Genomic DNA, 24,482 nt, shown 5'->3' with positions numbered 1-24,482 from the left:
GCGCTGGCGATTGGCCGGGGCAGGCGGTAACGCCATGCCGTGATCCAGTCAGCAGAGCATCGCGACGCGGCTTCCCCGGGGAAGCGATCTTGAGCAAATCCTATTGGCGCAAGGGGCGGGCCGACCGGGCCAGCGTCATCGTCGATGCGGAGGATTATTTCCGCTTTGCCCGCGATGCGATGCTGAAGGCTCGCAAGCGGATCATGCTGATCGGATGGGATTTCGATGCGCGGATCGAGCTGGTTCGCGGCGACGACGCTGCGGACGCAGGCCCGGCGCCGATCACCGTCGGCGACCTGATCTACTGGCTGGTCGAACAGAATCCCGAGCTGGACGTCTATCTGCTGCGCTGGGATCTGGGCGCGCTGAAATCGCTGTTCCGCGGCAAGACGATCCTGACCGTCGCGAAATGGGCGATGCATCCGCGGATCCATGTGCGGCTCGATGGCCATCACCCGCCTGCCGCCTCGCATCACCAGAAGATCGTGGTGATCGACGACAGCTTCGCCTTTTGCGGCGGGATCGACATGACCGCGGACCGCTGGGACACGCGCGACCATGAAGATGACGATCCGGATCGCAAGCGGCCCGACGGCACGCCGTCCGAACCCTGGCACGATGCCAGCACCGCACTGCAAGGTCCCGCCGCCGCGGCGCTGGGCCAGCACGCGCGCGATCGCTGGGAACGCGCCTGTGGCGAGAAGCTGAACGGCATCCGCACCAAGCATGATTGCTGGCCGGACACGCTGCCGGTGCAGTTCGCCGAGGTGGAGGTCATGATCGCGCGCACCGCGCCGCGCATGGACGACCAGCGCGAAGTGACCGAGATCGAGCAGCTTTATCTGGAGCAGATCGCCCGGGCGAAGCGCTGGATCTATGCCGAGAGCCAGTATTTCGCGTCACGCCGGATTGCCGAGGCCATTGCGCGCCGACTGGACGAGGCGGACGGGCCCGAGATCGTCATCATCAATCCGGAGGCCGCGCAGGGCTGGCTCGAGCCGGTCGCGATGGATACCGCACGCGCCCAGCTGGTCGAGGCACTGCGTGCCCGCGACACGCATGGGCGCTTGCGCGTCTATCACCCCTACACGCGCAATCGCACGCCGATCTATGTCCATGCGAAGGTCCTGATCGTCGACGATGCGATCCTGCGGGTCGGATCGTCGAACCTCAACAATCGTTCGATGCGGCTCGATACCGAATGCGACATCGCGATCGATTGCGGGGGCGAGGGCAATGCGGATTGCGGCGACGCGATCGCGGCGGTCCGCGACGGGCTGATCGCAGAGCATCTGGGCTGCGATGCCGGGACGGTGGCGCGGAGAATCGCGAAAACCGGGTCGCTGATCGAAACGATCGAGGGGCTGCGTTTCACCGGCCGCAAGAACGCCAAGGATCGCCGCCGCACCCTGCTTCCCTATGAGGTGCCCGATCTCTCTGCGGTCGAGGCATGGCTGGCGGACAACCAGATCCTCGATCCCGAGGGGCCGGACGAGATGTTCGAATCGCTGGACGAGCGTGGCCTGTTCCGGCGGCTTCATCTGTGGCGCCGTTCGGAATAAGCGCGGCTCCCCGGTTCAACCCGGCCCGCCGATAATATAGCATCCGCCCCACAGTCCCCCGTGGAGGTGATCGCGATGGCAGGATTCGCACCGCAACAGCCCGGCGTCTTCTATCTTACCGAGGGCGGGCAGGAGACCGAGATCCAGTATCGGCACGGGCATGATCTGCCCGAGTTCGCCATGTACCCGCTGCTCGACAATCCCGCGGCCATGGCGGACCTGAAGGCGATGTACAGCCGGGTGCTGGATGTCGCGGCGGAGCATGGCTTCGTGCCGATGCTGTCGGGCCTCGACTATCGCGGCAGCCCGGATTGGGGCGACAAGCTAGGTTATTCGCGCGAGGGACTGGCGGACGCGGTCGCGCGCGGCATCGGCTTTCTGCGTGACGTTGCGGCACCGTATCGGGGGCAGATTTCCGATATCCTGATCGGCGGGCAGGTGGGGCCGCGCGGCGACGCCTATTCGCTCAATCGCACGATCACCGCGGACGAAGCGGAGGAGTATCACAGCTTCCAGCTGGAAGTGCACAAGCGTGCGGGCGTGGATTTCGTGTGGGCGGCGACGTTCAACAATATTCCCGAGGCGCTGGGTGTGGCGCGGGCGGCGGCGCGAACGGGCTTGCCGCTGGGCATATCGTTCATGCTGGATGGCGATCACCGGCTGAAATCCGGCCCCAGCCTGAAGGAAGCGATCGAAGCGGTCGACGCGCAGGCGGGCGATGCCCGGCCCGATTTCTACGGCATCAACTGCTCGCATCCGATCGAGTTCGAACCGGCGCTGGAGCCGGGCGACTGGATCGCGCGGGTGCGCAGCCTGCGGCCCAATGCCAGCGCGAAGGACAAGATCGAGCTGTGCACCATCGGTCACCTCGAGGAGGGCGATCCGGTCGATCTGGGTCAGCGCATCGGCGCGCTCGCGCGGCGCTATCCGCATATGGATATGTTCGGCGGCTGTTGCGGCACCCGGGCGACGCATCTCGACCAGATTGCGCGGAACGTGCGTGAGATGGCGGGATAGGCGGCGGCGCTCAGTGCCCGCGAGCCAGCGGCACGATCTCCGCCTCGACACGCCCCCGTAACGCCTGCCCGATCAGGCGGAAGAAGCCGCGATCCACTGCGCTCGTGCTGCCGTTCCACTCCGGATGCCATTGCACCGCCAGCACCTGACCGCCGCAGGGCGAGGCGGAAAAGGCTTCGATCAGGCCGTCGTCATCGGCCACGGCTTCGATGGTCAGGCCGCTGCCCAGCCGGTCGATCCCCTGGCGGTGGACCGAGTTGACGGTCACCTGGCGGATGCCGGAAGCGGTGGCGAGTTCGCCTGCCTCGGCCAGCGTCACTTCGTGCTGGTGCTCGAACAGAGCCTCGAAGGGCAGGCTGGCATCGTCGCGGTGATGGGCGCCGCCGGGCAGGTCGCGGGCCAGCGTGCCGCCGAACAGGACGTTGAGTTCCTGCAAGCCGCGGCAGATGCCGAATACCGAACGGCCGGCCTCGATCATCCGCTCGGCGAGCAGCAGAGCGACGGCGTCGCGGCGCTCGTCCAGCGGGTCTTCGGCCAGGAACTTGCCGCCATAGCGCGCGGGCGAGACGTTCGAGCGCGATCCGGTGAGCAGCAGGCCGTCGAGCCGCTCGACCAGCGCCAGCATGTCCAGCACCTCGGGCAGCGCGGGGACCAGCAGGACGGTCGCGCCCGAGATACGGCTGAGCGGATCGATGAAGCGGCTGGCGACCGACTGGATCGGGCGGTCGAGCGTCTCGTTGCAGCATAGCACGCCGATCACCGGCTTTGACGGGATGCTGGGGCGGCGGCGGAAGAAGGGGGCGGTCATGCCGCGGCCCCGGTCAGGCGGGCGGAGAGGCTGGCGGCGCCGTCCGGGTCGAGCCGGACCGCCTCGGGCTGGACGAGGACGCTGCCGGGGGCGACATCCTCGAGCAGCCACACATTGCCGCCGATGATGCTGCCCCGCCCGATGGTGACCGGGCCGAGGATCGTCGCGCCGGCATAGATCACCACATCGTCCTCGACGATCGGATGGCGGGCGAAGCGGTCGCGCGGGGTGATGCGGCTGAGGCCCAGCGGGCTGCGCGCGCCGAGCGTGACATGCTGGTAGAGCCGGACATTGGCGCCAACGATGGCGGTCTCGCCGATCACCACGCCGGTGCCGTGATCGATGAAGAAGCTGGGGCCGATGGTGGCGCCGGGATGGATATCGACGCCGGTGCGCGCATTGGCGAGTTCGGATACGATCCGCGCGACGATGGCCGCGCCCAGCGTGTGCAGCGGATGGGCCAGGCGGTGATGCAGCACCGCGAGCGCGCCGGGATAGCTGATCAGGATTTCGTCGATGCTGCGCGCTGCGGGATCGCCGACGAATGCGGCGGCGACGTCGCTGTCGATCAGGGTGCGGATCTCGGGCAACTGGGCGGCGAAATGGCGGACGATGGTGTCGGCCTGATCGGGATCGAACGGGTCACGGCATTCCGCCTGCCAGTAATCGAGCTCGTTGGCGATCTGGACCTGCAGGATGGCGAGGCCGCGGCCAAGCTGTTCGGCGACGAAATCATCCTCGCGCGCTTCGCCGCCGCGGAAACCGCCGAGGCGCACCGGATAGAGGGCGGCGGACAGATGTTCGATGGCTTTGGCCAGCTCGGCCGGGGAGGGGAAGCTGGTGACGAGATGGCGCCCCGCCTGACGCTGGCGCCAGTTCGAGCGGGCGATGTTGAGGCCGGAGACCGCATCGGCGATCTCGGCATCCAGCTTGTGGGGGCTATGTGCCGTCTGCGTCATGCGGCATATAATCCATCATTTTAATAGGAATTGAAGTGTAGAAAAGATGTGGCGAGCGCAAAGCCAGCTTAGCTGCGCGGGCGGCGGCGGCGGGCAAAAAATCCCCTTCGCCAGAACCGATCCGCTCGTTACACGTTGGTTACGCTGTGCCAACGGAAGGGACCCCCATGGCCACGACATTCACGCTGAACGGCAAGCCTGCGAGCTTTGACGGCGATCCCGAGACGCCCTTGCTCTATGTGCTGCGCGACCATCTTCACCTGACCGGCACCAAATATGGCTGCGGCGTCGCCCAGTGCGGCGCATGCACCGTGCATCTGGACGGCAAGAACCGGCGATCCTGCATCACGCCGGTCAGCACCGTGGCGGGCAAGAAGGTCACCACCATCGAGGGCGTCGAAGGCAAGGAAGCCGAGGCGATCCACAAGGCTTGGGTGGCGATCGACGTGCCGCAATGCGGCTTCTGCCAGTCGGGGCAGGTGATGTCGGCGATCGGGCTGCTCAAGGCCAAGAAGCGGCCGAGCGACAGTGATATCGACAATGCGATGGCCGGCAATATCTGCCGCTGCGCCACCTATGTCCGCATCAAGCAGGCGATCCGCGACGCCGCCAAGAGCGTGGAGGCCTGATCCCATGAACGCCATCACGCCAACCCGCCGCGGCTTCATCGCTTCCACCGGACTCGTGCTCGGCATGGCGCTGCCGATGGGCAAGGCCGCGAAGGCTGCCCCGGCACAGGCCGCCGCGCCGTTCGCGCCGAACGCGTTCGTGCGCGTCTCGCCCGACAATCTGGTCACCGTGATCATCAAGCATGTCGAGTTCGGTCAGGGTCCCGCGACCGGCCTCGCCACTTTGGTGGCCGAGGAGATGGATGCCGACTGGGGCCAGATCCGCGTCGAAATGGCCCCCGCCAACGACCCGCTCTACAAGAATTTGTTCTTCGGGACGATGGGTACCGGCGGTTCCTCCGCGATCGCCAACAGCTGGATGCAGATGCGTAGCGCGGGCGCTTCGGCCAAGGCGATGCTGGTCGAGGCCGCGGCCAAGCGCTGGAGCGTGCCCGCTGCCGAGGTGAAGGTCGCAAAGGGCGTCGTCAGCCATGGCACGAAGAAAGCGAGCTTCGGCGATCTGGCGTCTGATGCCGCCATGCTGAAGCCGCCCGAAAAGCCGGTGCTGAAGACTGCCGACCAGTTCGTGCTGATCGGCAAAGATACGCCGAAGGTCGACAGCGTCGCCAAGACCGACGGCACTGCGATCTTCACCATGGATATCCAGCGGCCGGACATGGTGCACAGCGCCATCGTCCATCCGCCCGCATTCGGCGGGACGGTGAAGGACGTGAAGGACGCCGCCGCGCTGGCGGTGCCGGGCGTGCTGGGGGTGAAGACGATCCCGCAGGGCGTCGTGGTCTATGGCGTCAACGGCTATGCGGCGCGCAAGGGCGCCTCGCTGCTCGACGTGAGCTGGGACCTGTCCAAGGCCGAGAAACGATCGAGCGACGATCTGTACGCCACGTTCGCCGAAAAGAGCGAGGAACCGGGCAAGCAGGTCGAGAAGACCGGCGATGCCAAAGCGGCGTTCAAGGCCGCGACCCTCCGGCTGGAGGCGGTGTACCAGTTCCCGTTCCTCGCCCATGCGCCGATGGAGCCGCTGGACGCGGTGATCGAGATGCAGGGCGACCAGCTCCATGTGTGGATGGGCAGCCAGTTTCAGGTCGGCGAGCTGGGTGCGATCTGCCAGACGCTCGGCGTGCCGATGAACAAGGCGCATCTGCACGAGCAGTTCGCCGGTGGCAGCTTCGGGCGGCGCGCGACGCCGTTCATGGAGTTCGCGGTCGAAGCCGCCACGGTGTTCAAGGCGTGGGGCAAGGGTGCGGTCAAACATGTCTGGACCCGCGAGAACGACATTCGCGGCGGGCGCTATCGTCCGCTGACGGTGCACACGGTGCGCGGCGGACTGGATGCGAAGGGCAGCATCGTGGCGTGGGACCAGGTGGTCGCGTCGCAGAGCTTCTTCCAGGGCACGCCGATGGAGCCGATGGGGATCAAGGACGGCATCGACGATTCGCTGACCGAGGGCATCGCCGACAGCTATAAATTCCCGAACCAATATGTCGGCCAGCACATCATGCCGGGCGGCGTGCCGACCCTGTGGTGGCGGTCGGTCGGCAACACCCACACCGCCTATGCGGTGGAGACCTTCCTCGACCAGCTGCTCGAGATGAGCGGCAAGGATGCCGTCGCCGGCCGCCTCGCGCTGATCGCGGACGATCGGATGAAGGCGGTGGTCGCCAAGGTCGCCGAGATTGCGGGCTGGGGGAAGAAGGTTCCCGCGGGCCGCGCGCGCGGCGTGGCGGCGTGGAAGAGCTTCGGCTCCTATTGCGCGCAGATCGCCGAAGTCTCGAAAGGGCCTGACGGGCTGCCCAAGGTGCACAAGGTGTGGTGCGCGATCGATTGCGGCATCGCCGTGAACCCCAATGTGATCCGCGCGCAGATGGAAAGCTGCATCGGATACGGCCTTGGCCATGCGCTCTATGCCGAAGTCGTGCTGGGGCCGGGCGGGGAAGTGCAGCAGGGCAATTTCGACAGCTATCGCTCGCTGCGCATCGGCGAAATGCCGGACGTCGAAACCGCGATCATCGTTTCCGACAAGGACCCGACCGGCGTGGGCGAACCGGGGCTTCCCCCGACCGCGCCTGCGGTGGCGAATGCGTGGCGCAAGCTGACCGGCAAGGCGGTGCGAAGACTGCCCTTCACGATAGGAGGCAAGGCATGAACCGCGGCGTCATCGCGCTGGGCGCGTCGCTTCTCGCGCTGCCGCTGGCCATTGCGGCCTCCGCACAACAGGCGCCGGGACTGAAGCCGGTCTCGGCCTTCGATTCGATCGCGGACAAGGGCGCGCGTTCGGTCGCGCTGTTCGAGGAAATGGGCAAGGTGCTGCAGCATCCGCGCTGCGTGAACTGCCATCCGCGGACCGACCGGCCCAATTCGGGCGACCAGTCCGTGCCGCACGTCACGCCGGTGACGCGCGGGCCGGACGGTCATGGCGCGCCGGGGCTGGAATGCTCGACCTGCCACGGCCCGACCAACGTGGCCTTCTCCAACGGCAAGGGCAGCATTCCGGGGCATCCCGACTGGCATCTGGCGCCGAAATCGATGGCCTGGGAGGGCGCGTCGCTGGGCGCGATCTGCCAGCAGCTCAAGGATCGCACCCGCAACGGCGGCAAGACGTTGGCCCAGATCGCCGAGCATAATGCGCATGACGGGCTGGTCGGCTGGGGCTGGAACCCAGGTCCGGGCCGCACGCCGGTGCCGGGCACGCAGGCCGAGTTCGGGGCGCTGACCCGCGCGTGGATCGCGAACGGAGCGCTTTGCCCGAAGTCGTAGGGCATCGACGTTCAATCTTGCCGTGAAAAATCCTCCCCCGGAGGGGGAGGGGGACCGCGAAGCGGTGGAGGGGTAGTCTCAACCGGCGACATCGCTCGCGGATAATACCCCTCCGTCAGCCTGCGGCTGCCACCTCCCCCTCCGGGGGAGGATTGGTGGAGTGCTTATCCGCTATCATATCGAGCGCCCTCAACCCTTCACCCAGCCCACCGCCGGATCGTCGAAATCCAGCACGTCGTTCAATTCCCAGACGTTGCGATAGCCATAGCCGACCAGGTTGATGAAGGTCTGGATATTGAGCGCCACCGGCGCCGATTTGAGCGGCACCGGGTTGCGGTGATTCGAGAAATTGTTGTTGCAATAGATCAGGATCGGCCGGTTGCGGTTCGGCCCGATCACTTCGGCCAGGCTTTCCGCGGTGAAATCGGTGAAGGGCAGGTTGACCGCGCCTTTCAGGTGACCGCGGGCGAACGCGTCGCGCGAACGGGCGTCGAGGATCAGCGCGCCCTGTGCGGCGCGGGCGCGGAAGCTGGCGAAATCGATCAGCCGGTCGCGGCGCAGCGTCCGGGTTTCGGACGTAAGCCGTTCGAATCCGGGATAATCGACCTGCGGATTGTTATAGGCGATCCGGGTCTGGGCCTGAGCGGGCAGAGCGGCGGCGATCAGCGCGGACGACGCGATCAGCAGAGCGATTTTCATGGACGATTTTACCTCCCGATTCGTGAAGGTTGCCCGCCGCCGGCTGCACGGAAGCTGAATGCTTATCAAAGACGTAATGGAGTTTATTGACGCGGGCCGCGACAGGGTTCAGCATGGTGGAAAGGCCGGTAGGGGTTCGTCCGGCAACAGAGGGAGAATTTCCATGTCCGAGGGTTTCGCTCCGTCGCGCCGTCAGTTTTTCGCGGCCGGTGCCGTTGCGGCCGCCGCGCTGCCGGGGGCCTCGTCGATGGTGTCGGCGATGGCCGGTACGCCGATCGCACTGAAGGGCCATGACGAGTGGCAGGCGCATATCGGCAAGCAGTTCGTGCTCGACGGTACCGCGTCGATGAAGCTGGTCGCGGTCCACAAGGGCGGCCGCCAGCCGGGCGCTTTCGGACGTGGCCAGTTCTCGGCCGTGTTCGAGCTGGACCGCGCCGCGCCTTCGGACGGCACCTTCTCGGTCGCCAATGCCGAACTGGGCTATGCCGAGCTGTACATGCAGCCGGGCAAGAGCCAGTCGGGCAAGCCGACGCTTTACGCCGCATTCAGCTGATCGCAGCGCTGGCGCTTCGCCGGCAGACAGCTATAGGCCCGCGTCGAAAGGCGCGGGCCTTTTGCTTGCATGGAGGACAGGATGGGCGGTTGGACGATCGGAATCATCGGCGGTTCGGGCCTCTATGACGTTGGCGGGATCGAGGATGGCGAATGGGTGTCGGTCGCCAGCCCCTGGGGCGCGCCGTCGGACGCCTGCTTCACCGGCCGTGTCGGCCACGCGAAAGTGGTGTTCCTGCCGCGCCATGGCCGCGGGCATCGTATCAGCCCTTCGGAGCTGAATGCCCGCGCCAATATCGATGTGCTCAAGCGGCTGGGCGTCACCGATGTGCTGGCGGTGTCGTCGGTCGGCAGCCTGGTCGAGGATCGCCCGCCGGGCAGCTTCACCATCGCCGACCAGTTCATCGACCGGACCAAGGGCCGCCCGTCCAGCTTCTTCGGCACCGGCATGGTCGCCCATGTCTCGATGGCCGATCCGGTCTGTCCGCGCCTGTCCGCGCTGGCCCGCGACTCGGCGATCCGCGCGGGTGCGCAGGTCGATCATGGCGGCACTTATCTGGCGATGGAGGGTCCCCAATTCTCGACCCGCGCCGAAAGCCATCTCTATCGCAGCTGGGGCTGTCACATCATCGGCATGACCGGCATGCCCGAGGCGAAGCTCGCCCGCGAAGCCGAACTGCCCTATGCGCTGGTCGGCATGGTCACCGACTATGACTGCTGGCGCGAAGGCGAGGAAGCGGTGGACGTGGCGCAGGTGATCGCCCAGCTCGGTGCGAACGCGGAAAAGGCACGCGTGATGGTGATGGACCTGCTCCGGAACCTGCCCGAGGAACGCCCGGCATCGCCGATCGACACCTGCCTCGACATGGCGTTGATCACGGCTCCCGATGCGCGCGATCCGGAACTGCTGGCGAAGCTGGACGCGGTGGCGGGGCGGGCGTTGGGCTGAGGCTCAGCCGCAGACCGCCTTCAACAGCGCCTTGCCGATCGAGTCCTCCGGCTTGATGCTGGCCTCGCCGGGCTTGTAGTCCCGGGCATTGACCAGCTTGCCGTCCAGATGCTGCTCGGTGCGGCGCGGCTCGAGCGTCTGCGCCTTGCAGTCGGCAACCGTGTCGGCAAGGCCGATGCCGCCATTGGGCTGCGTCATCTTCAGGCGGAAGCTGCGCGTATCGCCATCGGTCTTGATGCTGTTCGTGTCGACATAGAGCACCGCGCCATTCTCATCGGCGACCTTCACCCAATTCTCGGCCGGCGGGGCCGCGCCGGTGAGGAGAGCGAGAAGCGGGAGGAAATGGATCATGGCGCGGTCCCTTCGGGTCGATTGCGGCCAGCCTAGGACCCGCGTGCGACTGCCGCAACGGGATGTGCGGCTCAGGCGGGTTCCGACGGTTCGGGATACCGCGCGCGCATTTCGTCGAAATAGGCCTGTTGCTGGGCTTCGCTGGCGTCGCGGCGAGCGGTGTCGTGGCGGACGCCACGGCGCCGGAAGCCCCAGCGCAGCCAGAACAGGCCGTATCGTTCGATATCCGCCAGCGCCTCGCGCAATGCGGCTTCGATGCCGGCGGCATCGTCGGGCGGATAATTATACTGAAAGTCCCGGCGGACTTCGGTCACTTCGCCGAGCCAGACGCCGCCACGGATGAGGCCGGGGACGGTATCGAAGAAATGCTCGTCGGCCTTGGCGCGTGCGATCAGCCTGGCCGGATCGCTACCGGGCATCAGCGAGCGGGCCGCGATGATGGAAAAGCGGCAGAAGCCGGTGCCGTTCCACTTGTCCTGTTGCAGCAAAAGGCCCTGCACACCCCATGGTGGACAGGGCCGGAAATAACGGACGCCATGGCGCGCGAAGCCCAGTTCGGCGAGCCGGGGTGCGAAGATCTTCCGCACCCCGGCCTCGAACGGCTTCGAGGCCATCGGCGATCAGGCCGCCAGCTTGCGCAGCACGTACTGAAGGATGCCGCCGTTGAGGAAATATTCCAGCTCGTTGACGGTATCGATCCGGCAGCGGGTGAGGAAGGTTTCCTGCTTGCCGTCGGCGCGGGTGAGGGTCACCTCGACGTCCTGACGCGGACGCAGACCGGCGACGCCGGTGATGGTGAAGCTCTCGGTGCCGTTCAGCTTCAGCGTCTCGCGGGTCACGCCATCGGCGAACTGCAGCGGCAGCACGCCCATGCCGACCAGGTTCGAGCGGTGGATACGCTCGAAGCTTTCGGTGATGACGGCGCGGACGCCGAGCAGGTTGGTGCCCTTCGCCGCCCAGTCGCGCGACGAGCCGGTGCCATATTCCTTGCCCGCGACGATCACCAGCGGGGTGCCGTCGGCCTTGTGGCGCATGGCGGCATCATAGATCGGCATCACCTGATCGTGATACTTGGTCATGCCGCCTTCGATGCCCGGGACCATCTCGTTCTTGATGCGGATATTGGCAAAGGTGCCGCGCACCATGACTTCGTCGTTGCCGCGGCGTGCGCCGTAGCTGTTGAAGTCCTTCTTCGAGACCTGACGCTCCTGCAGGAAGGTACCGGCCGGGCTGTCCGCCTTGATCGAACCCGCGGGCGAGATGTGATCGGTGGTGATCGAATCGCCGAGCACCGCAAGCAGCTTGGCATCGAGGATGTCGTTCACCGGTGCCGGGGTCATCGTCATGCCCGCGAAATAGGGCGGGTTGTGGATATAGGTCGATGCGGGCGGCCAGTTATAGGTGTCCGAACCCTCGACCACGATGCCCGACCAGTGCTTGTCGCCCTGATAGACGTTGCCGTAGCGGGCGCGGAACATGCCGTCGTCGATATTGGCGGCCATGACCGAGGCGATCTCGTCATTGGTCGGCCAGATGTCCTTGAGGAACACCGGGCCATCGGTGCCTTCGCCGATCGGGGTTTCGTGCATGTCCTCGGTCACCGTGCCCTTGAGCGCATAGGCGACGACCAGCGGCGGCGAGGCGAGGAAGTTGGCGCGCACGTCCGGCGAGACGCGGCCTTCGAAGTTGCGGTTGCCCGACAGGACCGAGGCGGCGACGATGTCGTTGCCGTTGATCGCAGCCGAGATCGGCTCCGCCAGCGGACCCGAATTGCCGATGCAGGTGGTGCAGCCATAGCCGACCAGGTTGAAGCCGACCGCGTTGAGGTCTTCGGAGAGACCCGCCTTGTCGAGATAGTCGGTCACGACCTGCGATCCCGGCGCCAGCGAAGTCTTCACCCAGGGCTTGCGGGTCAGGCCCAGCGCACGCGCCTTGCGGGCGACGAGGCCGGCGGCGACCAGCACCGAGGGGTTCGAGGTGTTGGTGCACGAGGTGATCGCGGCGATGACGACGTCGCCGTCGCCGATGTCATGGTCCGCGCCCTCGACCGCGACGCGGGCCGGGCCGTCCTTGTGATAGACCTTGGTCAGATCGCCGTTGAACACTTCGTCCACGGCGTCGAGGCTGACGCGGTCCTGCGGGCGCTTCGGACCGGCGAGGCTGGCGCAGACGCTCGACATGTCGAGCTCGAGCGTGTCGGTGAAGATCGGATCGGCCGCATCTTCCTCACGCCAGAAGCCGTTGGCGCGGCAATAGGCCTCGACCAGCGCGATTTCCTCGTCCGGACGGCCGGTGAGGCGGAGATAGTCGAGGCTGCGGTCGTCGATCGGGAAGAAGCCGCAGGTCGCGCCATATTCGGGCGCCATGTTGGCGATGGTCGCGCGATCCGCCAGCGTCATCGCCGACAGACCCGGGCCATAGAATTCGACGAAGCGGCCGACCACGCCCTTGGCGCGCAGCATCTGGGTGACGGTCAGCACCAGATCGGTGGCGGTGATGCCTTCGCTGAGCTTGCCGGTCAGCTTGAAGCCGACGACTTCGGGGATCAGCATCGACACCGGCTGGCCGAGCATCGCGGCTTCAGCTTCGATGCCGCCCACGCCCCAGCCGAGGATGCCCAGGCCGTTGACCATGGTGGTGTGGCTGTCGGTGCCGACCAGCGTGTCGGGATAGGCGATCTCGGCGCCGTCGGTCGCCTTGGACGACCAGACTGCGCGGCCGATATATTCCAGGTTCACCTGATGGCAGATGCCGGTGCCGGGAGGAACGACCTGGAAATTGTCGAGCGCCTTCGAACCCCATTTCAGGAACTCATAACGCTCCAGATTGCGGTCATATTCCAGTTCCACATTCTGTTCGAACGCCTTGGGCGAGCCGAATTCGTCGACCATCACCGAGTGATCGATGACGAGGTGGACGGGAACCTGCGGATTGATCTTGCCCGCGTCGCCGCCAAGGCCGGTGATCGCATCGCGCATCGCGGCCAGATCGACCACGCAGGGCACGCCGGTGAAATCCTGCATCAGCACGCGGGCCGGGCGATACTGGATCTCGCGGTTCGAACGGGCATCCTTCTGCCAGTCGACGATCGCCTGCGCGTCTTCGCGCGTGACGGTAACGCCATCCTCGAAGCGGAGCATATTCTCGAGCAGCACCTTCATCGAGAAGGGCAGGCGGCTGATATCGCCCAGCTTCTTCGCGGCCTTGGGCAGCGAGTAGAAGTCGTACGACTTGCCGTTCACGTCGAGCGTGTCGCGGATGCCGAGGGTGTCGTTGCCGATCGCGGTCATTGTGGGCGGGTCCCTTTCCCTGTGTTTGCGGCCGGCGGGGCGCTCGGGGAATGCGTGGAACCCTGAGGGGAGCCATGCGGGCGCAGCCTGCCGGTGCTGCGATTGCGAAGAGTCGCGTGCGCCTTAGCGCCAGATGGGGGTGGGGGGAAGGGGAGGGGTGACCGGTTTGATTGGACGCATGGGGCAAGCCTTGGCATCACCGCCAAGGACAGGGCGTAACCGCATGATCCGTGGATCATATTTTTACGCTTTCCATGTCAGGGCGCGGCGATGACGAAAGGGGCTGGCCGATGACCGTCTACCGCGCCGCCGATCCGGCTACGCTGCGCATCGTTCCGCTCGACGCGCTGACGCTGATCTATCACCGGTCCTCATGCATCACCCATGTGGTCGACGCGCCGGTACCGGAGATTCTGGAGACGTTGGGCAGCGAAGCGATGAGCGTGGACGCGCTGCTGGCGCGGCTCTCCGAACAATATGACCTGGCCGATGCCGATCCGCTGACGCTGGCGGTGCGGCTGGACGAACTGGTCGCGGCGGGACTCGTGGAGCGCGCATGAGGCATTCGACCAGCCTGCGGATCGGGCCGGTGGGGTTCCGCATCGGATGCGACTGGCGCGCGCCGATCGCCGAGATCGAGCACCTCTATCGCGATTATCCGAAGCCCGACGATGGCATCCCCGATTTCAACGTCCATCTGTTCGCCGCGCGGCCGTGGCGCCGGGTGTTCCGGCCATCGGTGCATATCGGCGGCGATTTCGTGATCCCCGATGCGGCGCCGCTGCCGCTGTCGATGGGGCTGCTCGCGGCCGAGATGGGGATGAACCTGCAGATGGCGCTGGGCCAGCGCCGCTATCTGCTGCTCCACGCCTCCGCCGCCGAGCGCGACGGGCGGGCGCTGCTGATGAGCGGCATTTCCGGCGCCGGCAAATCGACGCTGGCCGCGCTGCTGATGGCGCGCGGATGGCGGCTGATGGGCGACGAATTCGCGCTGGTCGATCCGGCCACCGGGCTGGTCCACGGCTTTCCCCGGCTGGTGAGCCTGAAGAATGAGGCGCTGCCGGTGGTGGCGGATGCGCTGCCCGGTGCGCGCTTCGGCGCAGTGATGACGGGAACGCCCAAGGGGACGCTGCGCCATCTGGTGCCCGATGCCCGCGCCATCGCCGCGATGCGCGAGCCGGCGAAGCCCGCGCTGATGATCTTCCCGCGCTTCGGCTTCGAAGCCGCCGACCGGATGATGATGCCGAGCGAGACCTTCGTGCGCCTCACGCAAGCCTCGACCAACTATACCCAGCTGGCCGAGCGCGGCTTCGATGCGCTGACCCGGCTGGTGCGCGAGGTCCCGGCGCACGCGATCGACTATCCCGATACCGACACCGCCATCGCGCAGGTCGATCGGCTGTGGGGTGAACTGTGAACGGTGCGATCCTCACCCGGGCCCTGCGCGACCCTCAGTCGACCGGGACGCTCGACAGCAAAGGCTGGACCGCGCTGCTCGCCATCGCTCGCGCCGAGCAGCTGATCGGCACGCTGGCGCACCGGCTCGACGGACTGCCCATGCCGGAAGCCGCGCGGCGGGTGTTGTCGGATGCCCGCGCGTCGCACGAACAGGGCCGGATCGTCGCCTTGTGGGAAGCCGAGATGGCGCGGCGGGCGCTGGCGCCGACGGGTATCCCGGTGGTGTTGCTGAAGGGTACAGCCTTTGCCGCGGCGGGCCTGTCGCCCTCGCCGGGACGGCAGATCGGCGATCTCGACATTCTCGTGCCGCGCGACCGGATCGAGGAAGCCGAAGCGGCGATCCTCGCGGCGGGCTGGGAATGGGTGAAGCCCGATCCCTATGACGACGCCTATTACCGGCAATGGATGCACGAGCTGCCCCCGCTGATCCACCGCGAGCGCGACCGGATGATCGACGTGCACCATACGATCCTGCCGCTGACCGCGAAGATCAGGCCCGATGCCGAGGGAATGCTGGCGGACAGCGTGGCGCTCGGCGCCGGTAATGCGCCCGGGGACCTGCGCATCCTCAACCCCAACGACATGCTGTGCCACGCCGCGGCGCATCTGTTCGCCGATGGCGATCTGGCTGGCGGGCTGCGCAACCTGTGGGATATCCATTGCCTGATCGAGGAGTTCGGGACGAGCGGGCTGGAGGCTCGCGCCGCGCATCATGGGCTGTCATCGGCTGTGGCTCGGGCAGGACGGCAGGCGAACCATCATTACGGCACCGAAATCCCGGAGAGCTGGCGGGTGTGGGACAGCCTCGATCCGCTTTATGCCCGTCGCCTGCTCGCCCGCGATGGCTGGGGGCGGCAGACGCGCAAGCTCACCCGACTTGGCTTCTATGTCCGCAGCCACGCGATCCGCATGCCGCCCGCAATGCTGGCGCGGCATCTGTGGACCAAATATCGCAAGGGCTATCGCCCGGTCGGTTGAACCCATTGGAACATAATGAGAACATTTCCTTGGCCCGGTCCCGCCGATCTGCTAGACTAGCGGCGCTTCAGGAGAGGATAGCCGCATGTTCCGCAAGGTCGCCTTCACCATGTACCCGGTCACCGACATGGCCCGCGCCCGCACCTTTTACGAAGGCGTGCTGGGCTTCACCCAGAGCAGTGCGCCGGAAAGCGTGCCATGGGTGGAATATGACATGCCGGGCGGCGGCTGTTTCGCGATCACCACCGTGACCGGCGATACGCCCTCGGCCAATTCGGGCGGCACGATCGCGTTCGAGGTCGAGGATCTCGACGCGCTGTGCACCGAACTAGAGGGCAAGGGCGTGACCTTCCACAGCGACCTGATCCACAGTCCGGTGTGCCGGATGCGCGTGATCGGCGACAGCGAAGGCAATGCGATCCTGCTGCATCAGTTGAAGAACCGGGCGGATTGAACCGTCGCAATCCTCCCTGGCGGGGGAGGATTAGCGGGCCCCCAACCGCTCCAGCGTCGGGATCAATTCGTCATACCCGTCGATCACCGCGTCGGCGTTCAGTTCCTCGACCGGCTGCATCAGGAAGCCGAAGCTGACCGCGATGCTGGGGATGCCGGCATTCTTCGCGGCCAGCGTGTCGTAGATCGAATCGCCGACGAACGCCGCGGTGCCGCCGCCGCAGCGCCGGATCATCTCGTGGATCGGCAAGGCGGAGGGCTTGGCATTGCCGCGGCCCATCGTGTCGCCGCCGATCAGCGCCGCGAATCTGTGGCTTAGCCCCAGTTCCTCGATCAGTTTCGTCGCAAAGCGTTCGAACTTGTTGGTGACGATCGCGATCTTCACGCCGCGCGCATCCAGCGCGTCCAGCGCGTCGAGCATGCCGGGAAAGGGGATTGTACCGCCCGACAGATTGGCTTCGTAATAGGCCAGCAGCTCGGGATAGACGCGATCCATCAGCGGCTGGTCATAGCCGCCCGAGGCTTCGAGGCTCATTTCCAGCATCGCCTTGGCGCCGCGGCCGATCATCGTCTTCACTGCCGCCAGATCGAGCAACGGGCGCCCGGCCAGCGCCAACGCGTGATTGGTCGCCGCGGCCAGATCGGCGCTGGTGTCGAACAGCGTGCCGTCCAGGTCGAAGCCGACGATATCGAAAGGGAAGTCTGCCATCGCCGGCCCGATTGCCAGCCGGGCCGGGGCGTTGGCAAGGGGAAGCGCTCAATAGGCGATAGCCATGTCGTCCCACCGCGCCGCCTGGGCGAGCAAGGCGCCGGAGACGATCCACGACAGCGCGAAGACCGCGTTGAGCGCGAACAGGCCGGTCGGCCCCGCAGGTTCGTCCAGCGCGACCGGGCCGGTGGCGACGATCAGGCCCAGCATTAGCTGGATCGCGGCGGTGCAGTACATGGTGCGCGCCATGCCCTTCGCGCGGAACTCGGCGGCGAAGGACCCTACCGCGGCGACCGCGGCCAGCCCGAAGAAACTGAGATTGACCGGATTGTCCTCCGCCCCGGCAATGCCCACGGCCAGGTTCATCCAGCAGATCAGCAGCGCGGTGACCGCTGCCAATGCCGCGCCCGCGCGATAATTCCAGCGTACCTTGGTCATGTCGCATCTCCCTTGCTTACCCTAGCTGCTCTACCCGTGCGGCTTGCAGCCCGGATGGGCGCGATGTGAGGTTTCGGTGCAGAGCGGGCCGAAACCGGCGATGCCGAACGGAAAATTTGCCATCCGCGCGCCGGAAGCCGGTGGCGCTATGGAATTGGCAACATGTTCGTGGCAGGGGCTGAGGGCAGTGGAGGGCAAATGACAGCACCGATTGCCGCGATCATCCTCGCTGCGGGCAAGGGCACGCGGATGAAGTCAGACCTGCACAAGGTACTGCATCCGATCGCAGGCCGCGCGATGCTGCTCCATCTGATCGACAGCCTCGACGCCGCGGGCGTGACCGAGCGCGTGGTGGTCGTGGGATCGCTGCGCGAACAGGTCGAGGCGGCGGTGACGCCGTTGGGCGCCAAGATCGCGGTGCAGGAGGATCAGCTCGGCACCGCGCATGCCACGCTTCAGGCGAAGGACGCGCTGGCCGGGTTCGATGGCGTGGCGGTGGTCTGCTTCGGGGACGTGCCGTTTCTCACGACCGGAACGATCACCCGGCTGGTCGAGCGGCTGGAGGCCGAGGACAAGCCGCGCGTCGCGGTGCTGGGCTTCCGGCCCGAAGACGCCGCCGCCTATGGCCGGATCATCGCCGAGGGCGACGGGCGCGTGCTGGCGATGGTCGAATACAAGGACGCGAACGAGCGCCAGCGGGCCGAGAAGCTGTGCAATTCGGGCGTGCTCGCGGCGCGCGCGGCGGACCTGTGGGCGCTGCTCGAGCGGGTCGAGAACAACAATGCCGCGGGCGAATATTATCTGCCCGACGTGGTGATGCTGGCGATGAAGGATGGCGACCGATCGGTCGTGATCGAGGCCAGCGAAGCCGAGGTGATGGGCATCAATAGCCGCGCCGAACTGGCCGGCGCCGAGCTGGTGTGGCAGCGCGCCCGGCGGGTACAGGCGATGGCCGATGGCGCCAGCCTGATTGCGCCGGAAACGGTGTGGTTCGCCTATGACACGAAGATCGGCCGCGATGTTGTGATCGAGCCGAACGTGTTCTTCGGCGCCGGTGTCGAGGTCGCGGATCGCGTCACCATCCATGGCTTCTGCCATATCGAGGGCGCACGGATCCTAAGCGGCGCGCAGGTCGGGCCCTATGCCCGGCTGCGGCCCGGCACGGTGCTGGAGCAGGGATCGAAGGTCGGCAATTTCGTCGAGACCAAGAAGGCGGTGCTGGGGCCGGGCGCGAAGGCCAACCACCTGACCTATCTGGGCGATGCGAAGGTCGGCGCGGGCGCCAATATCGGCGCAGGCACGATCACCTGCAATTATGACGGCTTCCTCAAATACGGCACCGAGATCGGTCACGGCGCATTCGTCGGATCGAACAGCGCGCTGGTGGCGCCGGTGAAGATCGGCGACGGCGCGATCGTCGCGGCTGGATCGGTGGTGACCCGCGATGTCGAGGCGAACGCGTTGGGGATCACCCGCGCGAAACAGGAAGTGAAGCCGGGCTGGGCGCGGAAATTCCGCGAGATCATGCAAGCCAAGAAAGCAGCGAAATAATGTGCGGAATTGTCGGAATCCTGGGCACCAGCGACGTCGCGCAGCGGCTGTTCGATGGCCTCAAGCGGCTCGAATATCGCGGCTATGACTCGGCCGGCATTGCCACGCTGCATGGCGGCGAGATCGACAGGCGGCGTGCCGAGGGCAAGCTGGCCAATCTGGGCAACCGCCTTGCCGAAAGCCCGCTGCCCGGCCTGATCGGCATCGCCCATACGCGCTGGGCGACGCATGGCGCGCCGACCGAGGACAATGCCCACCCGCACATCGTGGGCGACGTCACCATCGTCCACAACGGCATCATCGAGAATTTCAAGCCGCTGCGCGACGAGCTGATCGCCGAGGGCCGGGAGTTCAAGAGCCAGACCGACACTGAAGTCGTCGCCCATCTGGTCGATCGCGAGCTGAAGGCGGGCAAGGCGCCGCGCGATGCGGTGGCCAATGTCCTGCCCAAGCTGCACGGCGCGTTCGCCATCGCCTTCCTGTTCCGCAACCAGCCCGACCTGCTGATCGCCGCCCGCCTCGGCGCGCCGCTGACCGTGGGCTATGGCGATGGCGAGAATTACCTCGGATCGGACGCGCACGCGCTCGCCACGCTGACCCAGCGCATCGCCTATCTCGACGAAGGCGACTGGGCGGTGCTGACCCGCGAGAAGATCGAGATCTTCGACCGCGACAATAATCCCGTCACCCGGCCTATCGTCCAGTCGGGCGCCACCGCCGAAGCGATCGACAAGGGCAACCACGCCCATTTCATGCTCAAGGAAATCTACGAGCAGCCGGTGGTCGTGGCGCAGACGCTGCAGTCGTATATCCGCCCGGTCGAGCAGATGGTCGCCATGCCCAACATGGATTTCGACCTGAGCCGGATCGAGCGCGTCGCGATCGTCGCCTGCGGCACGGCGTCCTATGTCGGCATGATCGGCAAATACTGGATCGAGCGGTTCGCGCGCGTGCCGGTGGAAGTCGATGTGGCGTCCGAGTTCCGCTATCGCGATCCTGTCCTGCTGCCGCACACGCTGGGCGTGGTCGTCAGCCAGTCGGGCGAGACGGCGGACACGCTGGCGGCGCTGCGCCACATGAAGGCGAACGGCGTCACCACCGCGGGCATCATCAATGTGCCGACCAGCTCGATGGCGCGCGAAGTCGACCTGCTGCTCTCCACCCATGCTGGGCCGGAGATCGGCGTGGCCTCGACCAAGGCCTTCACCTGTCAGCTGGCGGTGATGGCCGCGCTGGCGGTCAACCTCGCCCGCGCCAAGGGGCTGATGCCGCCGAGCGAGGAGCGGCAGATCGTCCGCCATTTGATCGAAGCGCCGGCCTGCATCAACGCCGCGCTGGCCCGCGACGAGCAGATCGCGGCGATGGCGCCCAGGATCGCCGAGGCGCGCGACGTGCTCTATCTCGGCCGCGGTCCGGATTATCCGCTGGCGCTGGAAGGCGCGCTGAAGCTCAAGGAAATCAGCTATATCCATGCCGAAGGCTATGCCTCGGGCGAGATGAAGCATGGCCCGATCGCGCTGATCGACGACTCCGTGCCGCTGATCGTGCTGGCGCCCTCCGGCCCGCTGTTCGACAAGACCGTGTCGAACATGCAGGAAGCCAAGGCCCGCGGCGCGCGCGTGGTGCTGATCTCCGACAAGGAAGGGCTGGCCGCGGCGGGCGACGATGCCGAAGCGGTGATCGAGATGCCCAGCGTCCACCCGCTGATCGCGCCTTTGGTCTATGCGGTGCCGGTGCAGCTGCTGGCGTACCATGTCGCGGTGGCCAAGGGCACGGACGTGGACCAGCCGCGCAATTTGGCGAAGTCGGTTACGGTCGAATAGTCAGGGGAGCAGCCGGGCCAGGGCGGAAAGGATCGCCGCCTCGCGATAGGGCTTCTCGATCAACGGCCGGTCCTCGAACCCGTCCGGCGCGGCGCCATAGCCGCTGGCGAAGGCGAAGGGGATGCCTTGGCCGTTCAGCGCCTCGGCGATGCCGGTGCTGCGTTCGCCGCCAAGGTTGATGTCGAGGATCGCAGCGTCGAGGCCACCGGCTTCCGCCAGCGCGAGGCCTTCGGATAGGCGGCTGGCCGGGCCGATGGTGATGCAGCCCAGCCCCTCGAGAATATCCTCGAGGCACATCGCGACCACCGGCTCGTCCTCGACGACGAGGACGCGAAGCCCTTCGAAGCGGGTCATGCCGTGACCTCGGGCAGGGGCGCGTCGACGGTGCAGACCAGGCCCGACGCGGCGAAATCGATCTTCACCGTGCCGCCCAGCTCGGCGGCGAGACCGCGTTCGATCATCCGGGTGCCGAAGCCGCGGCGTGTGGGCGCCACCACCGGGGGGCCGCCGCTTTCGGTCCAGACCAGCTTGAGGCGCTGTTTGGCGCCACCCGAACGGTCCCAGCGGATCGCGACGCGGCCTTCGGGCTGCGACAACGCGCCATGCTTCACCGCATTGGTCGCAAGCTCGTGGATCGCCAACGCCAGACTGATCGCGGTCTTGGGCGCGATGGCGATGTCCGGCCCGTCGAGATCGAACCGGCCATTGTCGCCGCCATGCGGGGCGGCGACCGCTTCGATGATCCGCATCATCGAAACCGGCCCCCAATATTCGCGGGTCAGCAAATTATGCGCTTCGGACAGCGCGGCCAGCCGCCCCTCGAATGCATGCCGCGCCGCGACCGGATCGGTGCCGCTTTTGAAGGTCTGCTGGGCGATGCCCTGAACGATGGCGAGCGTGTTCTTCACCCGGTGGTTCAGCTCGTCGATCAGCAGCTTCTGGTGCGCCTCGGCACGCTTGGCCTCGGTCATGTCGCGGCCGATCGCCTGCAGTGAGACCGGGCGGCCCTGATCGTCGGTGCTCAGCCGCGAATTGGTTTCCCAGATCAGCTCGCGCCCGTCCTTCGCGCGGACCTTGATCGTCAGGCGGGTGGTGCCGCCTTCGCTCAGCTTGCGATTGAGCGCGGCAAGGCTGAGTTCGACCTGATCGGGATCCATGAAATCGGCGATCGAGCGGCCGATCACCTCGTCCTCGGCATAGCCCAATGTCGCCAGCACCGCGGGGTTCACCGAGGTGATGGTCTGATCGAGCGACAAAGTGATGATGAAGTCGTTGGCCTGTTCGAACATGGTGCGATAGCGGATCTCGCTCTCGCGCAATTCCTCTTCGGCATGCTTGCGTTCGGTCACGTCGAACGAGACGCCGACGAAGCGGGTGGCGCGCTCGTCACCATAGATCACCCGGCTGCCATGGCTTTGCAGCCAGCGTTCCTCGCCATTGTCGGCGCGGCGGATACGATATTCGATCCGGTAGGATTCTCCCTTGTCGATGCAGCGCTGGAATGCCGCGCGAGCGACGTCGCGATCCTCGGCGACCACGCGGCCCAGCCAGTCCTCGACCGTGCCGCGCATATCGGGCGTGCGGGGCAGGCCGAGCAGGTCGAAGCGATTGGGCGACCAGGCGCCTTCCATCGTCGGCAGGTCCAGCTCCCAGGTCGCCATCCCGGCGCCCTCGATGGCGAGGCGCAGCGTCTCTTCGCCCTTGCGCAGCGCCGCCTCGTCCTCGCGTCGCTGCGTCACATCGAGCGTCACCGCGAGCACGCCGAACGGCTCGCCATCGGGGCGGCGGATCACCGAGACCGAATTGTTGACCCACACGATCCCGCCATCCTTGCGGATATAGCGCTTCTCATGGGTATAGGGTTCGCCCACTGCGACCGCGCGTTCGAACAGGCCGACATTGCGCTTCAGATCGTCGGGATGAGTGATCGACAGCATCGTCTGCCCCATCAGTTCGTCGCGGCTCCACCCGGCGATCTCGCAGAAACGGTCGTTGATCAGCGTGAAGCAGCCCTCCAGATCGACCTGCGCGAAGCCCGCGGTCGACTGGCTGATATAGGCCGAAAGCTGCGCCTCGCGGTCGCGCAGGGCGAGTTCGGCTTCCTTGGCTTCGGTGATGTCGTGGGCGACGCCGATAAAGCCGATATGCCGCCCCTCGGCATCCCAGCGCGGGGACGAGGTGGAGTTGAGCCAGCGCCACGCGCCGTCATGGCGGCGATAGCGGCCTTCCAGCGCGAAGGTCTGCAGGCTGGCCTCGCCCGCGATCGATTCCTGCAACAGCCGCATCGCGTCGCCGGGATGGATGATCTGGCGCCAGTCGAACACCAAGGCCTCGTCATAGGGCACGCCCAGAAACTCGACATAGGCGCGGTTGACGAAGCTGCGCTGGCGATTGAGCCGGGTGACCCACACCGCCACGGGCGCGCTATCGGCGATCAGGCGGAACTCATCCTCGCCTGTCGGCAGCGTCTCGATCGGGGGCGAGGGGGACTCCATTCGCGGCGAACCTAGCCCTTTATCGCGGTGAATCAACGCCCTAGTGGCGCTCGAACTTGTCCTTCGGGCCGAGCGCGGAATCGCCCTGGTCCAGTACGGCTTTTGCCCGGTCGTCCTGCATCAGCGTCCAGCGCCAGAACAGGGTGGTCAGCCGGATCAGGATCGGGCGGACATGGCCGTCCGGCGCCGAGCCGTGGCTGCTGAAATCCTGCCCGCCGAACGCGGCATGGTTCGCGCCCTCGAACACCAGCAGATATTTCCCACCCGCGGGCATCGCGCGATAGGGGCGCTGGCGATCGGCGGCCTTGACCGGGGTGATCGGCACTTCGTCCTCGCTGCCGGTGATCGAGAAGAAGGGGATGGTGATCGCGCCGAACGCATCCTCGTCGGTGCCCGGCCCGCGCATCGGCGGGGCGGGGCTGAAAGCGATGGCCGAGGCGATACGGGTATCGGCGACGGTGGAGCCGCGCGCGAAGCGCTGGCCCGCCACCGCCTGTGTCGTATGCGCGCCGAAGCTGTGGCCGGACATGCCGATATGCGCGGTGTCGGCCTTGGCCAGATCGCAGGCGCCGGCCTTGGGATGTTTGCCGATCTCGTCGATCACGAAGCGGACATCGCCTGCGCGCGCGATCAGCTGTTGCGGCGCCATCGCCGCCTGTGGGCCGTTGGCGCGCACCGCGGGGCCGTCGCTACCGGGGTGCTGGATATGGATCACCATGAAGCCGGCCTCGGCCCAGGCGATGCCCCATGCCTTGCCCGCCTCGATCGATCCGCCAAGGCCGTGGCTGAACAGGATCACCGGCGCCTTGGGCTGATTGCCGCCGGGCATGCGGATGCGGACGGGGATGTCGCGGTTGCGCTGGCTGTCATGCCAGACGGCCTCGCAGACTGTCGGCGCCGCGGGCGCGGATATGGCGAGCAGCAGCGGGAGAAACATCGGCCTGACCTTCCGCGAATGGACGATAGCGGATTAGGCGCTGGCCGCGCCGCGGACAAGGCGGCGC

The 24,482-nt window shown here is 66.6% G+C and carries 24 protein-coding genes; 13 read left to right on the top strand and 11 right to left on the bottom strand.

The window, feature by feature from the left end:
* Positions 1–89: 89 nt before the first annotated feature.
* Together P1X14_RS05735 and P1X14_RS05730 are read left to right on the top strand one after the other, a co-directional pair.
* Entirely contained in the window at positions 90–1,562 is a 1,473-nt protein-coding gene (locus tag P1X14_RS05735) for a phospholipase D-like domain-containing protein (protein ID WP_277314362.1), read from the top strand.
* Between the two features lie 75 nt (positions 1,563–1,637).
* Positions 1,638–2,579, top strand: coding sequence for a homocysteine S-methyltransferase family protein (locus tag P1X14_RS05730; RefSeq protein WP_277314361.1), 942 nt, complete (start codon positions 1,638–1,640; stop codon positions 2,577–2,579).
* Between the two features lie 10 nt (positions 2,580–2,589).
* Here the strand turns inward: P1X14_RS05730 and P1X14_RS05725 are convergent, their stop codons facing one another.
* Positions 2,590–3,387 (bottom strand): gamma-glutamyl-gamma-aminobutyrate hydrolase family protein, encoded by a 798-nt coding sequence (locus P1X14_RS05725; protein WP_277314360.1) that lies wholly within the window; start codon positions 3,385–3,387, stop codon positions 2,590–2,592.
* Positions 3,384–4,346 carry a serine O-acetyltransferase EpsC gene (gene epsC / locus P1X14_RS05720; protein ID WP_277314359.1) on the bottom strand — a complete coding sequence of 321 codons (963 nt, stop codon included), beginning with the start codon at positions 4,344–4,346 and terminating at the stop codon, positions 3,384–3,386. Before epsC ends, P1X14_RS05725 begins: the two co-directional genes overlap by 4 nt.
* Positions 4,347–4,513: 167 nt before the next feature.
* Here epsC and P1X14_RS05715 point away from each other — a divergent pair, with 167 nt between their 5' ends.
* From P1X14_RS05715 to P1X14_RS05705, 3 genes are read left to right on the top strand one after another with little or no spacing between them, the layout of a single operon-like run.
* Positions 4,514–4,975, top strand: a complete 462-nt coding sequence (locus tag P1X14_RS05715) for a (2Fe-2S)-binding protein (RefSeq protein ID WP_277314358.1) — start codon at positions 4,514–4,516, stop codon at positions 4,973–4,975.
* Positions 4,976–4,979: 4 nt separating this feature from the next.
* On the top strand, positions 4,980–7,121 hold the full coding sequence (locus P1X14_RS05710; RefSeq protein WP_277314357.1) for a molybdopterin cofactor-binding domain-containing protein: 2,142 nt from the start codon (positions 4,980–4,982) through the stop codon (positions 7,119–7,121).
* The gene (locus P1X14_RS05705) at positions 7,118–7,732 is read left to right on the top strand and encodes an Isoquinoline 1-oxidoreductase subunit (RefSeq protein WP_277314356.1); all 615 of its coding nucleotides are present in this window, start codon (positions 7,118–7,120) and stop codon (positions 7,730–7,732) included. Before P1X14_RS05710 ends, P1X14_RS05705 begins: the two co-directional genes overlap by 4 nt.
* A gap of 189 nt (positions 7,733–7,921) precedes the next feature.
* On the opposite strand, the gene P1X14_RS05700 is transcribed toward P1X14_RS05705, so the two are convergent.
* Positions 7,922–8,431: a rhodanese-like domain-containing protein gene (locus P1X14_RS05700; protein WP_277314355.1), complete on the bottom strand. Its 510-nt coding sequence runs from the start codon at positions 8,429–8,431 to the stop codon at positions 7,922–7,924.
* 163 nt (positions 8,432–8,594) lie between these two features.
* On the opposite strand from P1X14_RS05700, the gene P1X14_RS05695 reads away from it, so the two are divergent.
* Together P1X14_RS05695 and mtnP are read left to right on the top strand one after the other, a co-directional pair.
* A complete protein-coding gene (locus P1X14_RS05695) occupies positions 8,595–8,984 on the top strand; it encodes a hypothetical protein (protein ID WP_277314354.1) in 390 nt (129 codons plus the stop codon).
* Between the two features lie 81 nt (positions 8,985–9,065).
* Positions 9,066–9,932, top strand: coding sequence for an S-methyl-5'-thioadenosine phosphorylase (mtnP, locus tag P1X14_RS05690; RefSeq protein WP_277314353.1), 867 nt, complete (start codon positions 9,066–9,068; stop codon positions 9,930–9,932).
* Positions 9,933–9,935: 3 nt separating this feature from the next.
* On the opposite strand, the gene P1X14_RS05685 is transcribed toward mtnP, so the two are convergent.
* The 3 genes from P1X14_RS05685 to acnA all read right to left on the bottom strand — a co-directional run bounded on the left by P1X14_RS05685 (position 9,936) and on the right by acnA (position 13,573).
* A complete protein-coding gene (locus P1X14_RS05685) occupies positions 9,936–10,283 on the bottom strand; it encodes a surface-adhesin E family protein (RefSeq protein ID WP_277314352.1) in 348 nt (115 codons plus the stop codon).
* 71 nt (positions 10,284–10,354) lie between these two features.
* Positions 10,355–10,897, bottom strand: a complete 543-nt coding sequence (locus tag P1X14_RS05680; protein WP_277314351.1) for a hypothetical protein — start codon at positions 10,895–10,897, stop codon at positions 10,355–10,357.
* Between the two features lie 6 nt (positions 10,898–10,903).
* Positions 10,904–13,573: an aconitate hydratase AcnA gene (gene acnA, locus P1X14_RS05675; RefSeq protein ID WP_277314350.1), complete on the bottom strand. Its 2,670-nt coding sequence runs from the start codon at positions 13,571–13,573 to the stop codon at positions 10,904–10,906.
* A gap of 290 nt (positions 13,574–13,863) precedes the next feature.
* Here acnA and P1X14_RS05670 point away from each other — a divergent pair, with 290 nt between their 5' ends.
* The 4 genes from P1X14_RS05670 (at position 13,864) to P1X14_RS05655 (ending at position 16,463) form a co-directional block, all read left to right on the top strand.
* Positions 13,864–14,133, top strand: coding sequence for an HPr-rel-A system PqqD family peptide chaperone (locus P1X14_RS05670; RefSeq protein WP_277314349.1), 270 nt, complete (start codon positions 13,864–13,866; stop codon positions 14,131–14,133).
* Positions 14,130–14,990, top strand: coding sequence for an HprK-related kinase A (locus P1X14_RS05665; protein WP_277314347.1), 861 nt, complete (start codon positions 14,130–14,132; stop codon positions 14,988–14,990). Before P1X14_RS05670 ends, P1X14_RS05665 begins: the two co-directional genes overlap by 4 nt.
* Positions 14,987–16,009 (top strand): nucleotidyltransferase family protein, encoded by a 1,023-nt coding sequence (locus tag P1X14_RS05660; protein WP_277314346.1) that lies wholly within the window; start codon positions 14,987–14,989, stop codon positions 16,007–16,009. The genes P1X14_RS05665 and P1X14_RS05660 overlap by 4 nt, the downstream gene beginning before the upstream one ends.
* 85 nt (positions 16,010–16,094) lie before the next feature.
* Complete coding sequence (locus tag P1X14_RS05655) at positions 16,095–16,463, top strand: VOC family protein (RefSeq protein ID WP_277314345.1); 369 nt, start codon at positions 16,095–16,097, stop codon at positions 16,461–16,463.
* 30 nt (positions 16,464–16,493) lie between these two features.
* On the opposite strand, the gene P1X14_RS05650 is transcribed toward P1X14_RS05655, so the two are convergent.
* Together P1X14_RS05650 and P1X14_RS05645 are read right to left on the bottom strand one after the other, a co-directional pair.
* Positions 16,494–17,171, bottom strand: a complete 678-nt coding sequence (locus P1X14_RS05650; protein WP_277314344.1) for an HAD-IA family hydrolase — start codon at positions 17,169–17,171, stop codon at positions 16,494–16,496.
* 48 nt (positions 17,172–17,219) lie between these two features.
* A complete protein-coding gene (locus P1X14_RS05645; protein ID WP_277314343.1) occupies positions 17,220–17,609 on the bottom strand; it encodes a hypothetical protein in 390 nt (129 codons plus the stop codon).
* A gap of 198 nt (positions 17,610–17,807) precedes the next feature.
* Between P1X14_RS05645 and glmU the strand changes: the two genes are divergently transcribed.
* Positions 17,808–19,160 carry a bifunctional UDP-N-acetylglucosamine diphosphorylase/glucosamine-1-phosphate N-acetyltransferase GlmU gene (gene glmU, locus P1X14_RS05640; RefSeq protein ID WP_277314342.1) on the top strand — a complete coding sequence of 451 codons (1,353 nt, stop codon included), beginning with the start codon at positions 17,808–17,810 and terminating at the stop codon, positions 19,158–19,160.
* Positions 19,160–20,983 (top strand): glutamine--fructose-6-phosphate transaminase (isomerizing), encoded by a 1,824-nt coding sequence (glmS, locus tag P1X14_RS05635; RefSeq protein ID WP_277314341.1) that lies wholly within the window; start codon positions 19,160–19,162, stop codon positions 20,981–20,983. Before glmU ends, glmS begins: the two co-directional genes overlap by 1 nt.
* On the opposite strand, the gene P1X14_RS05630 is transcribed toward glmS, so the two are convergent.
* From P1X14_RS05630 to P1X14_RS05620, 3 genes are read right to left on the bottom strand one after another with little or no spacing between them, the layout of a single operon-like run.
* Positions 20,984–21,337 (bottom strand): response regulator, encoded by a 354-nt coding sequence (locus P1X14_RS05630; protein ID WP_277314340.1) that lies wholly within the window; start codon positions 21,335–21,337, stop codon positions 20,984–20,986.
* Positions 21,334–23,478, bottom strand: a complete 2,145-nt coding sequence (locus P1X14_RS05625; protein WP_277314339.1) for a PAS domain S-box protein — start codon at positions 23,476–23,478, stop codon at positions 21,334–21,336. Before P1X14_RS05625 ends, P1X14_RS05630 begins: the two co-directional genes overlap by 4 nt.
* 40 nt (positions 23,479–23,518) lie before the next feature.
* Positions 23,519–24,415 (bottom strand): dienelactone hydrolase, encoded by an 897-nt coding sequence (locus tag P1X14_RS05620; RefSeq protein ID WP_277314338.1) that lies wholly within the window; start codon positions 24,413–24,415, stop codon positions 23,519–23,521.
* Positions 24,416–24,482 lie beyond the last annotated feature (67 nt).

The sequence above is a fragment of the Sphingomonas sp. AOB5 genome, from assembly GCF_029433115.1.
Classification (GTDB): Bacteria; Pseudomonadota; Alphaproteobacteria; order Sphingomonadales; family Sphingomonadaceae; genus Sphingomonas.
Note: the sequence above shows the minus strand (reverse complement) of the source record. Positions and strands in the feature narration are given on the sequence as shown.